Genomic DNA, 14,411 nt, shown 5'->3' with positions numbered 1-14,411 from the left:
TGGAGAGTTGCGTGTATGAGTATTTGAAATCAAAATACAGCCGGACAGACGTTTACGTCTGTCCGGCTTTTTACGGGAAAAGACACAAAACTGTAGAAAACTTTTAGGAATTAAAAATGATTGAACCTTTTAAAATGGGATATACCGCCGTTGGTGGTTTGGGCGTTTTTATTCTCGGAATGAAATATCTGTCCGATAGCTTACAGATGCTGTCGGGCGGGATGATCCGCAAAGCGATCTCTTCAGTTACCACTAATCGCTTTCTGGCAGTTTTGGTCGGACTGTTTGTTACTACCTTTGTTCAGTCATCCTCAATTACCACGGTAATGGTTGTCGGTCTGGTCAATGCCGGACTGATGCAGTTGACTCAGGCGATCGGAGTTATCCTTGGAGCTAATATCGGTACAACCATCACCGGCTGGATTCTGGCTGTCAAGGTTGGCAAGTATGGTCTATTGCTGATTGCCATCGGTATTTTCCCGATGCTCTTTTCCAAAAATGATCGGGTTTCTGCCATTAGCAAGGTCCTCGTCGCTCTGGGGATGATCTTTTTCGGGTTGGAGATCATGAGCGGTGCCTTCAAACCGCTGCGCAACGACGAAGGCTTCATGAATCTGATGCTGGCCCTTGATGCTCAGACCCTGCTCAGTATCCTGGGGTGCGTCGCTATTGGTTGTTTGATGACTATGATTATCCAGAGCAGTTCAGCGATGCTCGGGATCACTATCGCACTCGCCCTGACGGGAGCTATTCCACTATATACGGCGATTGCACTGGTTATGGGGGAAAACATCGGTACCACTATCACCGCCCAGTTCGCTGCTATCGGTGGCACCATTTCCGCACGGCGAGCGGCGATGGCGCACAGTGTATTCAATGTCCTTGGGGTGTTGATTATCATTTCGCTTTTCCCCTTTTATGTTGCAATGATCGAGAAGTTTGTTCCCGGAGCATCCGGCTTTGTTGATGCCGAAGGGAATCGTCCCTACATCGCTGCTCATATAGCTATGGCACACACTTTCTTCAATGTTACCGCCACCCTGGTTATGCTGCCGTTTCTCAATTATCTATCCAGACTGGTGATCAGACTGGTTCCGGAGCGGGAAGAGAAAAGTAAGCGGGGCTTCAAATATATCGGTGCTCCAGGAACCATGCCGGTAGCGATGGGAATCTCAATGGTCTACGAAGAGCTCAAGCGGATGCAGGGGCGCGTGCGTAAGACTTTGAAACACTCTGGTAGTTATCTTCAGCCGGAACTGAAAAAAAGGAGTAAGTTTTTCCGTAAGGTGGAATCACTCGAGGAAGAAACCGATATTATGCAGCATGAGATTACCACTTTTGTGGTCACCCTGATGCAAGCCGGTAACGCGAGCAAGGAACAGTCGGACCGGGCTTACGCCTATGTTCGAGCTGCAGACGAGCTGGAGTCGATTGCTGACTATGCTGCTTCGCTTTGCTCCTACATGAAGCGACTAGATAAGTATGAACAGAATTTCAGTCAAGATGCCTGGCGCGATCTGCATCGGTTCCATCATGAGGTATTTGCCTTTTTCTCTCACGTCTGCCAGGCCTTCAACAACGAAGACGCTACCAGTACGCGTGAAATCTACGACAAGGCGAACCGGCTCAACGATTTGGCTGACGAAATTCGCAAGTCTCACCTCGACCGGATGAAGCAGGGATCCTGTGGGGCGCTGCCTGCCTTGACCTTCAGTGACATGGCGGTGGCTCTGCGACGTATCAAGAACCACACGGTCAATCTGCATGAGGCTCTTTTCGATGAGCCGGTGTACGGAGCATGAGAAGAAAAATTTTTCGGAAAACAGGTTTTACTCATGCGCTAATACAATCCTAACAATCCGCTTATATTAGTTAGCGCACGAAGCGGATTTGTTAGTCAACGGAGCCTGCAAAGAATGTTTTTTCGAAATGCAATCAAAACCGGACAGCCATTGGTGTTGCCCGGTTTTTTGCGGAAAGTTATAACAGAATTGTCGGCTCACCTAATGTCTGAAAAAAGGATACTCATACGATTATGAATACAGAGCTGTTTTTTGTTGCGGTTTGCATCCTCGGTCTGGTCGCTCTTTTCGACATCATGGTCGGAGTAAGTAATGATGCAGTCAACTTCCTCACCCCCTCGATCGGTTCGCGTGTTGCTCCGCGAGCGGTAATCATGGCTGTCGCTTGCCTAGGTATTATGGCTGGAGTGACCTTTTCTAGTGGTATGATGGAGGTGGCGCGCAAGGGGATTTTCCATCCTCAGTTGTTCACCATGCCGGAGCTGCTAACCATCTTTCTCGCTGTTATGATCTCCGATATCATCCTGCTAGATATGTTCAATACCTACGGTTTACCGACATCGACCACCGTTTCGGTGGTCTTCGAATTACTCGGTGCTGCAGTGGCCGTATCTGTACTCAAAATCGTCCAGGCCGGTGACAGCCTGGTCACCCTCATCAACTACATCAATACCGCCAAGGCGATTACCATCATCATGGGGATTCTGCTTTCGGTGGCAGTTTCGTTTGTTTTTGGTGCGTTGGTGCAGTTTCTCACCCGCCTGCTCTTTACGTTTGATTACCAGCAGCGTTTCAAGCGTTACGGTGCCCTGTGGGGTGGTCTTGCGATGTCGTCGATCACCTATTTTATTCTCGTCAAGGGTGCCAAGGGAGCGGCGTTTATGAGTAAGGCAAACGTCGCCTGGATCAAGGATCACTGGTTGCTGATGGTGGTAATTATTTTTGTTATATCGGCCATCGTGCTGGCGATACTTCAGGTGATGAGTGTAAACATTCTCAAGCCGATCGTTTTGATCGGAACCTTTGCTTTGGCGATGGCCTTTGCGGCCAACGATCTGGTTAACTTTATCGGTGTGCCGCTGGCCGGACTGCACGCCTACGCCTCGGCCATGGCCACCGACGCACCGCTGACCGTGACTATGGGTGCTCTGGCCGAGAAAGTTCCAGCCGAGACCACATACCTATTGATCGCCGGGGTCATTATGGTTCTGACCATAGTGCTTTCGCGCAAGGCGAGGACCGTTACGGAAACCTCTCTCAATCTCAGTGCCCAAGAGGAAGGACAGGAGCGCTTCGAGTCGATCTTCCTGTCGCGGGCAATCGTACGTTTGGTGATCAACACCCTGGAGATGGGCAAAGGTATTTTTCCTGAGAGCATCCGCGGCGTGGTACGCCGCCGCCTCGACCCTGCCCTTGCTCCGAAAGTCGCGGTGGTTGAGGGACGTCCAACCTTCGACTTGCTGCGCGCGTCTGTCAACCTGATGGTAGCCAGCGCGGTGGTCTCCTATGCTACGGCTAACAAGCTCCCTCTTTCGACCACCTACGTGACCTTCATGGTCGCCATGGGGTCCTCTTTTGCCGATAAAGCCTGGGGGCGCGAGAGTGCCGTCTACCGAGTGACCGGCGTGCTGACCGTAGTCGGCGGCTGGTTCATGACAGCTGTGATTGCCTTCACCTTTGCCAGCCTGTTTGCGACGCTGATCTTTTTCCTGAAGGGTTTCGGGGTATTGTTTCTGGTGGTCTTTGCCGCGTTCCTGATTAACAAGACCCACCGAAAACATCGTGCTATGCAGGAGGAGTCACAAAAAAGCGAGGTCTTCAACCTCGAGAGTGTCACCGACCCGCGCGAGTGTATCGAGACGACCTTCGCGCACATGAGCTTCCTGCTTAAGGAGATTCACCACTCGCTCGACAAGGCGCTTGAGGGGCTGTTTAAGCAGAACTTCGACATTGTCGGGGTGGAACGTAAGAAGCTGACGAAGACCCAGCAATGGTCGAATATTATTATTGCCAATGTCTTTAAGGCGATGCGCCTGCTTGACCAAAAAGGTGTGGTGGTTTCGCACAAGTATCCGCAGACCATACGTCGTTTGCAGAAGCTCTCTGATGGGCATCGCGATATCGTGCTGCGTGCGTATACCCATATCGGTAACCATCACAAGGGACTGCTGCCTGAGCAGGTCGAGGAACTGGAGCAGGTGCGCCGTAAGCTCGGCGTGATCCTCAGCGAGGTCGAATCGACCTTCGACCACATGCAGACCAGCAACATAGAGAGGCTGCGCGAGTTGGATGCCGACCTGCGTGCTTACGCCAGCGAGTTGAACGACCGCCAAGTGCCGCGCATCAAGGAAATTACCTCCAAAACCCGCCTGAGTATTCTCTACTACGCGATTGTCGGCAACGCCATGATGCTTTCCAAGCAGAACCTTGAGTTGCTCGAAATCTTCGAGGAGTCGTTCGGACAGTTGGAACAGGGTGAGGCTAAATAGTCCAGAACCCAGCTATTTTGATTGCGCAAGCTCCTCCGGAACTTCCTCCGGGGGAGCTTTATTTGCTTTTGGTAAAAAAGACACCCCGCTCGAGGTATTTGCTTGGCACGCCGGTGGCTTTCTGGCATAATCGCGCGTCTTTTAGAAAAACAACGCAATTTAAAAGGTTTAACTGATGTCGGAAAAAATTCGTAATATCGCTATCATCGCTCACGTTGACCATGGCAAGACCACGCTGGTCGATGCCATGCTGATCCAATCCGGGGTGTTCCGGGAAAACCAGGCGATCACCGAACGGGTGATGGACAGTAACGATCTGGAAAAGGAGCGTGGGATCACCATCCTCTCGAAGAACCTTTCGGTGCAGCACGGTGATCTGAAGATCAACATCGTCGATACTCCGGGGCACGCTGACTTCGGCGGAGAGGTCGAGCGGATTCTGAAGATGGTCGACTCGGTGCTGCTGCTGGTTGATGCATTCGATGGGCCGATGCCGCAGACCCGGTTCGTATTGAAAAAATCTCTCGACCTGGGACTGAAGCCGATCGTCGTCATCAATAAAATTGACCGCCCAGGTTCGCGCCCGGCAGAGGTGGTTGACATGGTTTTCGACCTGTTCTGCGAATTGAACGCCAACGAGGACCAGCTTGATTTTCCGATTGTCTATGCTAGCGCCAAGAATGGCTACGCAAAGAACGAACTGGAGGACGAATCGGACAACCTGGAGCCATTGTTCCAGATGGTTCGCGAAAAAGTTGACCCGCCTCAGGTTGACGTCGATGCGCCGTTCCAGTTGCTGGTCACCAATATCGCCTACAACAAGTTCATCGGTCGAATCGCTACGGGCAAGATTTTTAACGGCAAAGTCAAGTCGGGTGAGACCGTGGCCTGGATTGACAAGGACGGCAACATAAAAAATGGCCGGATTACCAAGTTGTTAGGCTATCAGGGATTGCAGCAGATCGAGATTGAGGAGGCTTTTGCCGGAGATATCGTTACCATCGCCGGGTTCGAGGAACTTGGGATAGGCGAAACCTTGGCCTGCGCCGAGAATCCGGTAGCTCTACCTTACGTGGCAATCGATGAGCCGACCCTGTCAATGAATTTTATGGTCAGCAACTCACCGTTTGCTGGGCGCGAAGGAAAGTTTGTCACCTCGCGCAACATCCGTGATCGGCTGATGAAGGAACTTCGCACCAATGTCTCATTGCGTGTTGAAGATACGGACAATACAGATACCTTCAAGGTTTCTGGCCGTGGCGAACTGCATTTGTCGATCCTGATCGAAAACATGCGCCGTGAAGGATTTGAGATGTCGGTTTCCAAGCCGGAGGTCATTTATCGTGAGATTGATGGCACCCGTTGTGAGCCGATGGAATACTTGACCATTGATGTCCCCGAAGAATACCAGGGAACGGTGATTGAGAGACTTGGCACCCGCAAGGCGGAGATGGTATCGATGACGCCGATGGATGGCACCAACCGGATTGAGTTTATTATCCCGGCCCGCGGTTTGATCGGTTTCCGGACAGAATTTCTCACCGAGACTCGTGGCACCGGTGTGATGAATCACACCTTTCACGAGTATGCGCCCTATAAGGGACCGATTGTTGGTCGCAAGAACGGAGTGTTGATTTCCATCGAACCGGGTGAATCAATCGCTTATTCACTGTTCAACCTGCAGGATCGGGGCATTCTCTTTATCGGACCTGGGGTAGAGGTCTACGAAGGGATGATCATCGGCCAACACGCTAAAGAAAACGACTTAGTGGTCAACTGCTGTAAAGGGAAGAAACTGACCAACGTCCGCGCATCAGGCAGTGACGATGCGATCCGCCTCACTCCGCCGACGATCCTTTCCCTGGAACAGGCGCTTGAATATATCGATGATGACGAACTGGTCGAAGTGACACCGAAGTCGATCCGCCTGCGCAAGAAATATCTCGATGCGAACGAACGGAAAAAAATGGAGAAACAAGCCAAATAAAGCTTGCTATGCTGAGTTTCTCGTCAGGTATCCACTCCTTATTTATAAGAAAGGCCGTTCCCAGGAGAGCGGCCTTTCTCTTTACACTCCTATTTTCAGGCGTTTGATTTTTTCTACCAGCGTAGTGCGATTAATCCCCAACAGATCAGCTGCCTTGGCTTTGACCCCTTTGCCGATATCCATTGCCTGTAGAATCATCTCTTTTTCGATTTCTGCGATTACTTGTGGCATGTCGATTCCCGTTTCCGTTACTTGCGGCGCAGAGGTTGACTTTTCCCTGCTAGCGCTGCCGATGTCGGACGGTAGGTCGTTGCAGGTAATTAGATTGCCATCCGTCAGGGCGATCGTGCGCTCGATCACATTTTCCATTTCGCGCACATTGCCCGGCCAGTCGTAGGCTTCGATAGACTGGAGCGCTTGATGGTCGAGGGCCATCAGCGGCCGATTCATCTCCTTGCAAATTTTGGTTAGAAAGTGTTTTGCCAGCAGGGTGATGTCACCGCGGCGATCTTTCAGAGCCGGTAGAACAATTGGGATGACATTGAGACGGTAATAGAGGTCTTCGCGGAAATTTCCGATCTTAACCTGTTCGGCCAGATCGGCGTTGGTCGCAGATATCAGTCGGACATCAAGCCTAATTTTTTTACTCGAACCGACACGTTCGAACTCATGCTCCTGTAGGACCCGGAGCAGTTTCATCTGCAGTTGCAGCGGCATGTTGCCAATTTCGTCAAGGAAGATGGTGCCACCGTTGGCGATTTCAAATTTCCCCGGTTTGTCTGAGACTGCACTGGTGAAAGAACCTTTGGTGTGGCCAAACAGTTCCGATTCGAGAAGGTCGGCAGGAATGGCGCCGCAGTTAATGGCGACAAAGGGCTTGTCTTTGCGGGAGCTGTTGAAATGAATCGCTTTAGCGACCAGTTCTTTACCCGTGCCGGATGCGCCGAGGATCAGGATGGTTGAGTCGGTGCTGACAACTTTTTCCATCCGGGAAAAAACCTGTTGCATCGCTTGGCTGCTGCCGATGATGTTGTCGAATTTATATTTATGGCGAAGTTGCTGCTTAAGGTACTGATTTTCAATAACCAGTTTGCTCTTTTCCAGCGCTTTGGCGACCTGAAGCTTCAGTCGTTCAAAGTTGAAGGGCTTGCTGATGTAATCGAAAGCCCCTTCTTTCATCGCTTCGACAGCGGTTTCCGCCGAAGCGTTTCCGGTAATCAGGATAACACAGGTTTGAGGAGAGTCTTCCTTGACCCGTTTGAGAATATCGATACCGCTGACACCGGGCAAAAACAGGTCGCTGATGATCAGTTCAAAGTTCTGCTTATTCAGAATTGATAAGGCTTTTTCACCAGAATGGCAGCTTTCAACACGATATCCTGCACGGGAAAGAAGAAGTGAAAGGGCTTGGCAACTTTCCTGTTCGTCGTCGATCAACAGAATCTGGGAAGATTGTGGCATGTTGGCCTCCAAGAAAGAGGTTCGTCATTTCATTGACGCATGCTAGCATGGGCTGGATTCAGTCACAAGTATTAAAGGGTTAGGTTAAATCCACCACCTGTTGTTAAGCAAAGACATCCACTGATTATCATACAATCCAGTCCGCCCATTCTGAACGAAAAACCGCCACCCCATATCGGAGTGGCGGTTTTAAAAATTATGAGTTTTGAAATATGTGATACCAATTATCCTGACATTGTCGACTAAATGCCGTTAGAGCTTCGCAATAGCGGCGTCGATATTTTTTATCCGCTTGGGGTTCGACGGATGGCTACTTAAAAAACCGCCTCCTTCGCCGTACAAACTTTCGAGTGTCTGAATAGCCGCCTTCATGGTATAGGGATCTTTATTGATTCGGTGTAACGCCTTGACCGCATAAGTATCTGCTTCAAGCTCATCGGTTTGGGAAAAATGTGCCTCAATCGCCTGCTTGCCAATCTGCCCCAATTGGGATGAGGTCAGAGAACCAATATAGCCGCCGACAGACGCAGCCGCCTTGAAAGCAGTGTCTGAAAGGATCTGCTCTCGCATCTGCTGATAGCTATGTTTCAACTTGACGTGTCCCAATTCGTGACAGATGACAGCCAGCACCTGATCGTCAGGCATTTTGTCCATTAAGCCGGAGTAGACGCGTACGGTACCGTCAGCCATGGCAAAGGCGTTGACGTCCGAAGCCAAATAGACCTTAAAATTGAGAGTGAGACCATCATAGTTCTGCAGCCCCTGAGCCAGTCGATTAAGTCGCTGAGAGTAGGGATCTTCTACTCCGGCCACCTGTGTCTTCTTATCCATCTCGGACGCAGCCAGAGATGCTGTCTGCTTGACGCTGTCTTCCGACAGCATGGTTGCCTGTAGTACTCCGCCTCCCACTTCCATGGCTTTGTTCATGTCCAGTCCGCCTTCGGCAGCACAACCAGCAAGGATAAAAACAAAGAATAGAACCAGCGAAAATTGCATGTAGTTTTTCATACCCACCTCTCCTTGAAATTAAAAAACTAATCAATTCTACCATAGTATATGAGCTGTCTCAGTGATCGCTTAACATAGCTTTGGATTGACTTGGTGCGGATACTACAAGTCACGAGAATGTCTTCGCCTAAAGCTCCTTACAAATCATATCAAAACTGATCCTTTCGCTCTGCTGTAATTTCATCGGCTTAGCGGAAGGGGCAGTTTTCGGCTCAAAATATCGGGGCCCATGAGATTAAATCACCCAATTTGGGACACCTCTAATCTTAAGAAAATCATTGAAGACAACACTCGTGTGCGTAAATTAGGGGTAGAACCCTGCGGTCGTTGAGGGCTTTTAGGCTTCTGAGGCTATTCAACGTGTTCAAACTTCTACGGTACAGCCAAGCCATCAACAGGTTCCAGGTCGCTTTCAAGATGATCAAAGAAAAACTCATTCTATTCTCTGTGTCGGCGTCGCTTGTCTTATTCTTGACAGCAGCAGGTATCTAATTTTTCGAAAATTGAAGGGGCAGATTCAAAAATTTTCGTATTCAAAATTTCAATACAAATATCATTGTCTGATAGCAACCCACTCAACCTGAAGAGTAAAAGTATAGGTATGAACATATTGCTAATCATTTGATCAACTCAAACCTGGTTAGTAAGAGAATTGATTATTAAGAGCTTTGACTTTGCAATGCCACCTGCATTAATATCGTCTCATCAAGAGACTGCGAGGACACCATGAGATATCCTGTAATAACCTTAATCTTAATTGCCCTTTTCTTTCTGTCAGGCTGCGCGACCATGAATCGCTCAGAATGTCTGAATGCTGACTGGCAAATCATTGGCATGGAAGATGGGACTAGAGGTCGGAGGCTAGCATATATTGGCAAGCACCGTGAAGCCTGTGCAGAATACAACGTGGCCCCAAGCCTGGAACAATATCAGCAGGGCCACTCGCAAGGACTAAAGCAATATTGTACCTACAACAATGGTTTTGGACTCGGTCAACATGGCAAATACTTTAACGACGTATGTCCTCCTGAGTTGATTGGTGACTATCAAATCGGTTATCAGAGAGGTAGAGAGATTTATTCCTTGAATCGTTCCATCAAGAAGCACGAAGCTTTTATCAATGAAACCCACACATTGCTGGAAGAACTGCATGAAGAGGCTCACCACAAAGAAAATCTAATTATCCATGCAAAAACGAGCAACATTGACCGCCTAATCCTTGTCAAAGAAAGGCTCGAACTGCAAACAGAAATAACCGATTGTGAAGTTGAGCTTGCCCAGCTCGAAGAAGAGCGGAACTCTATGGTTAACGAGAGAAATTTACTAAGGAAAAGATATCAAGTATTCTCTCAATAAAAATCCTTCAAGGCTCGGCAAATTTTCCCCGGCAATTGCTTCGTATTATAACTGAATGCGGCCACCCCTTATGATGTGAAGCCTGTCACACTGTTTTTCTAATCGAGATGGCCATGAAGCCCCGGTCATTGCCGGGGCTTATTTAAGTCACGATGAGATGGTCTCCCCCCGTTTCCTTTGTCGGCATAGATGCGCCATGATGGGTGCAGCACTTTTATGGCGATAAAGTGTAAACAACGCGCTGAGATCTAATACCTTAGGACTCCTGAGACTTCACTACCCAATCATAATCACTGGACTCGTTTAAGCAAGAAGTGATGGATGGTATTCATCAGAATAAGCAAATAAATTAGATATTTCTTGTCATTTTTTTTCTTCGCCACAAAACATATCTGTTAATTATTCATCCCTCTGTAATTTGCTGAATTTACATAGCTTATTGGTAAGACCAACTGCCCAAGTCTTTTTTTTGACCAGATTTGTTAAAAATAGAACGCTATTCTAACTTGACACGGAGTGCTTTTTTCTGCTTCTATGTCGAAGCAACAAATCTGTAACCTTACGAAATCACTACAATAATTTAGTTTCAGTGAAATTTTTTTAGCGATCTCAAAAAATCACAAATTTGTAAGTTGTTAACAACTTTTGGAGAGGATTTAGACATGGGTGTAACGAAGTTCAAAAAAATCATGGCGGCAAATAGGGGGGAAATTGCCATTCGAATTTTCCGTGCATGTACTGAGCTAGGCATTTCTACGGTTGCAATCTATTCGGAAGAAGATCGTCTTTCATTGCATCGCTACAAGGCAGATGAAGCCTATCAGATCGGCAAGGGGAAGGGGCCGATCGATGCATATCTGGCAATCGATGAGATCATCGACTTAGCGCGCAAGAAAAATGTAGATGCTATCCATCCCGGTTATGGTTTTTTGTCGGAAAATGCTGAGTTTGCTGAAGCCTGCGAGCGGGCTGGCATCACCTTTATCGGTCCCACCCCAGATATCCAGCGGCGTCTGGGTGACAAGGTTTCCGGTCGTCAGGTTGCTATTGAAGCAGGTGTGCCGATCGTTCCCGGTACCGAAAAACCGATTCAGACTGATGAAGAAGCACTCATCTTTGCGAAGTCCTGCGGTTATCCGATTATCGTCAAGGCAAGCGCCGGGGGTGGTGGTCGCGGTATGCGAGTGGTAAATAACCAGAAAGAGTTGCTTGAAGGAATTCGTAGCGCTGCTTCCGAGGCGCAGGCTGCTTTTGGCGATTCGACCGTGTTTTTGGAAAAATATATAGAGAATCCGAAACACGTTGAGGTGCAGATTCTTGGAGACACTCACGGAAATCTGGTTCACTTCTATGAGCGGGACTGCTCGATACAACGTCGCCATCAAAAAGTGATCGAGATCGCTCCTTCACTCTACTTGACCCAAAAAAAACGAGAGGAACTGTGTGACTACGCTCTGAAGATAGCCAAGTCGGTCAATTATCGCAACGCCGGTACCGTAGAGTTCTTGATGGATAAGGAAGAAAATTTCTATTTCATCGAGGTTAACCCACGTATCCAGGTCGAGCACACAGTGACCGAACTGGTGACCATGCGCAATCTGGTGCAGGCGCAGATTAGAATTGCCGAGGGCTACAGGCTTTCAGACCCCGAGATTGGTATCAAATCGCAGAAAGATATTGAGCTGCGTGGTTATGCAATTCAGTCGAGGATTACCACAGAAGATCCAGCAATGAGCTTCGCACCCGATTTCGGAACCATCAAGGCCTACCGTACTGCCGCTGGTTTCGGTGTCCGGCTTGACGCAGCCGCTGGTTATGCTGGCGCACTCATCACTCCACACTACGATTCGTTGCTGGTTAAGGTGTCGACTTGGGGCTTGCACTTCGACGAAGCCGCCCGAACCATGCACCGAGCACTGCAGGAGTTTCGAATTAGAGGCGTGAAGACCAATATTGGGTTTCTGGAGAAGGTGATTACCCATCCCACGTTCCTTGATGGGAGGTGCGATACATCATTCCTGGACAATCACCCGGAAGTCTTTGATCTGAAGGTCAAGAAGGACCGTGCTAATAAAATTCTCAATTTTATCGGACACACCACGGTCAATGGTTATCCTGGCATTGCTCCAGAGAAGAGGTTGCACTACAAGGATTTACGCGAAGCAGTAGTCCCGGAAATCCCCTATGGAAAGCCGCATCCGCGTGGTACCCGTGACATTCTACGCGAAAAGGGGGCTAAGGGACTTGCCGAGTGGACCCGTCAACAGAAACATCTGCTGTTGACCGATACAACAATGCGGGATGCTCATCAGTCGTTGATGGCGACCCGTTTCAGGACCTACGATCTGGATCGTATCGCCGAAGCGACCGCGCACCTTGGGGGGGGGCTCTGGTCATTGGAAATGTGGGGCGGCGCGACCTACGATGTTTCGATGCGCTTTTTGCGCGAAGACCCTTGGGATCGTCTTGAGCGTCTGCGGGAGAAAATACCGAATGTCCTTTTCCAGATGCTGTTGCGCGGTTCCAACGCCGTCGGTTACACCAACTATCCTGACAACGTTGTTCAGGAGTTCGTTGCCAAAGCTGCCGATAAGGGGATCGATGTCTTCCGGGTTTTCGATTCACTCAACTGGACAACCGGTATGAAGGTGGCGATGGAAGCCGTTCAGAAAGGTGGTGCGATCTGTGAGGCGGCGATCTGTTACACTGGCGACATTCTTGATCCGAAGCGTGACAAGTATCCGCTCAAATACTATGTCAATATGGCGAAGGAACTGGAGACGATGGGTGCCGACGTATTGGCGATCAAGGATATGGCTGGACTACTCAAGCCATTTGCTGCTGAGAAACTGGTCAAGGCGCTGAAGAGCGAAACCGGATTGCCAATTCATCTGCACACCCATGACACTTCGAGTAACGGCGTTGCCATGTTGATGATGGCTGCGCAGGCCGGTTGCGACGTGGTCGATGCGGCGCTCTCTTCAGTTTCCGGCCTGACCGCACAGCCGAATATGAACGCGCTGTTAGCAACGCTCGAAGGTACTATCTGGGACCCGAAACTGGACATGGACGGCCTACAGAAACTGGCCAACTACTGGGAAACCTGCCGGACCTACTATGCGCCGTTCGAGTCGGAGCTGCGTAGCGGTACTGCCCAGGTTTACCATCATGAAATTCCGGGTGGACAGTACTCCAACTACAAGCCTCAGGTTGAGGGACTTGGGCTTGGTCATCGCTGGGAAGAGTGTAAGGAAATGTATCGCAAGGTCAACGATATGTTCGGTGATCTGGTCAAGGTAACGCCCTCATCGAAAATTGTTGGTGATATGGCGATGTTCATGATTCAGAACAACCTGGAACCGGAGGATGTCTATGAGCGGGGCGAAGATTTGGTCTTTCCGCAGGGGGTCGTTGATTTCTTTAAAGGGATGATCGGCCAACCATACGGCGGTTTTCCTGAGAAACTGCAGAAAATTATCCTGAAGGGCGAGCAACCACTCACCTGCCGGCCTGGCGAACTGCTTGAGCCAGTCGATTTCCCAGCCAAGAAAGCTGATCTGGAAAAGAAGCTCGGCCATCAGGTTCGTGACGAGGATGTTCTCTCAGCGGTGCTCTACCCTGGTGTTTACGAGGAGTATGATCGTTTCCGTCAGGAATATAGCGACACCTCCTTTTTGCCGACTCCGGTTTTCTTCTACGGACTCGATATCGGTGACGAGGTGACCATCGACATCGAAGCGGGTAAGACCTTGATCGTCAAGCTCAACGCGATTGGTCGAGTTCGTGAAGACGGTACTCGGAATATCTACTTCGAGCTGAACGGCGAACCGCGGACCGCGGTGGTAAAGGATGACTCAGTGGCGACGGAAGAGACGAGTCACATTAAAGCCGACCCAGATAACGGTCATGAGGTAGGCGCGCCGATGCCGGGCAAGATCTTTAAGCTGAATGTTGCCGTTGGCGACGAGGTGAAAGAAGGTGATGTGCTGCTGGTGACCGAGGCGATGAAGATGGAAACCAACGTTAAAGCGAAGAAAGATGGCAAAATCAAGCAAGTGGTCTTTGGCGAAGGTGCTCAGATTGATCAAGGGGATCTGCTGCTGGTTTTTGAGTAGCCAATAGCATCTCACAGAGTCAAAAAAGCCGGATTGCTTATGATCCGGCTTTTTTGTTGTTTGCCCAGCGGAGCTGGCAAACCCGGCTTGCTGAAAGAAGCAAGCGTCGCCCCGATCAGGGGGAAGACAATCCGAATCGCAAGGGCGTTGCTGGCAACGGCAGGGTCTGAAGGAAGCGATAGGAAGTGAGCTG

The 14,411-nt window shown here is 49.6% G+C and carries 7 protein-coding genes and 1 pseudogene; 5 read left to right on the top strand and 3 right to left on the bottom strand.

Features of this window, described 5'->3' with window-relative positions:
• Nucleotides 1-116: 116 nt before the first annotated feature.
• The 3 genes from Q7J88_RS05030 to typA all read left to right on the top strand — a co-directional run bounded on the left by Q7J88_RS05030 (nt 117) and on the right by typA (nt 6,278).
• Nucleotides 117-1,802, top strand: coding sequence for a Na/Pi cotransporter family protein (locus Q7J88_RS05030; protein WP_303721058.1), 1,686 nt, complete (start codon nt 117-119; stop codon nt 1,800-1,802).
• 233 nt (nt 1,803-2,035) lie between these two features.
• Nucleotides 2,036-4,291: an inorganic phosphate transporter gene (locus tag Q7J88_RS05025; RefSeq protein ID WP_303721057.1), complete on the top strand. Its 2,256-nt coding sequence runs from the start codon at nt 2,036-2,038 to the stop codon at nt 4,289-4,291.
• A gap of 175 nt (nt 4,292-4,466) precedes the next feature.
• A complete protein-coding gene (typA, locus tag Q7J88_RS05020; protein WP_303721056.1) occupies nt 4,467-6,278 on the top strand; it encodes a translational GTPase TypA in 1,812 nt (603 codons plus the stop codon).
• An 81-nt stretch (nt 6,279-6,359) separates the two neighbouring features.
• On the opposite strand, the gene Q7J88_RS05015 is transcribed toward typA, so the two are convergent.
• Nucleotides 6,360-7,739: a sigma-54 dependent transcriptional regulator gene (locus Q7J88_RS05015; protein ID WP_303721055.1), complete on the bottom strand. Its 1,380-nt coding sequence runs from the start codon at nt 7,737-7,739 to the stop codon at nt 6,360-6,362.
• A gap of 252 nt (nt 7,740-7,991) precedes the next feature.
• Nucleotides 7,992-8,747, bottom strand: a complete 756-nt coding sequence (locus Q7J88_RS05010) for a M48 family metallopeptidase (protein ID WP_303721054.1) — start codon at nt 8,745-8,747, stop codon at nt 7,992-7,994.
• A 789-nt stretch (nt 8,748-9,536) separates the two neighbouring features.
• Here Q7J88_RS05010 and Q7J88_RS05005 point away from each other — a divergent pair.
• Together Q7J88_RS05005 and Q7J88_RS05000 are read left to right on the top strand one after the other, a co-directional pair.
• Nucleotides 9,537-10,103: a DUF2799 domain-containing protein gene (locus tag Q7J88_RS05005; protein WP_303721053.1), complete on the top strand. Its 567-nt coding sequence runs from the start codon at nt 9,537-9,539 to the stop codon at nt 10,101-10,103.
• Between the two features lie 662 nt (nt 10,104-10,765).
• Nucleotides 10,766-14,218 (top strand): pyruvate carboxylase, encoded by a 3,453-nt coding sequence (locus Q7J88_RS05000; RefSeq protein WP_303721052.1) that lies wholly within the window; start codon nt 10,766-10,768, stop codon nt 14,216-14,218.
• Between the two features lie 11 nt (nt 14,219-14,229).
• On the opposite strand, the pseudogene Q7J88_RS04995 reads toward Q7J88_RS05000, so the two are convergent.
• Nucleotides 14,230-14,411: pseudogene (locus tag Q7J88_RS04995) on the bottom strand (hypothetical protein); the annotation flags it as partial.

It is taken from the genome of Malonomonas rubra (assembly GCF_003247215.1).
Classification (GTDB): Bacteria; Desulfobacterota; Desulfuromonadia; order Desulfuromonadales; family Geopsychrobacteraceae; genus Malonomonas; species Malonomonas rubra_A.
The sequence above is the reverse complement of the archived record's forward strand: the minus strand, read 5'-3'. Positions and strand labels throughout refer to the sequence as shown.

Coding starts and splice junctions, on each gene's coding strand:
- Q7J88_RS05000 (WP_303721052.1), top strand. CDS start 10,766: ATGGGTGTAACGAAGTTCAAAAAAATCATGGCGGCAAATAGGGGGGAA.
- typA (WP_303721056.1), top strand. CDS start 4,467: ATGTCGGAAAAAATTCGTAATATCGCTATCATCGCTCACGTTGACCAT.
- Q7J88_RS05005 (WP_303721053.1), top strand. CDS start 9,537: ATGAATCGCTCAGAATGTCTGAATGCTGACTGGCAAATCATTGGCATG.
- Q7J88_RS05030 (WP_303721058.1), top strand. CDS start 117: ATGATTGAACCTTTTAAAATGGGATATACCGCCGTTGGTGGTTTGGGC.
- Q7J88_RS05025 (WP_303721057.1), top strand. CDS start 2,036: ATGAATACAGAGCTGTTTTTTGTTGCGGTTTGCATCCTCGGTCTGGTC.
- Q7J88_RS05010 (WP_303721054.1), bottom strand. CDS start 8,747: ATGAAAAACTACATGCAATTTTCGCTGGTTCTATTCTTTGTTTTTATC.
- Q7J88_RS05015 (WP_303721055.1), bottom strand. CDS start 7,739: ATGCCACAATCTTCCCAGATTCTGTTGATCGACGACGAACAGGAAAGT.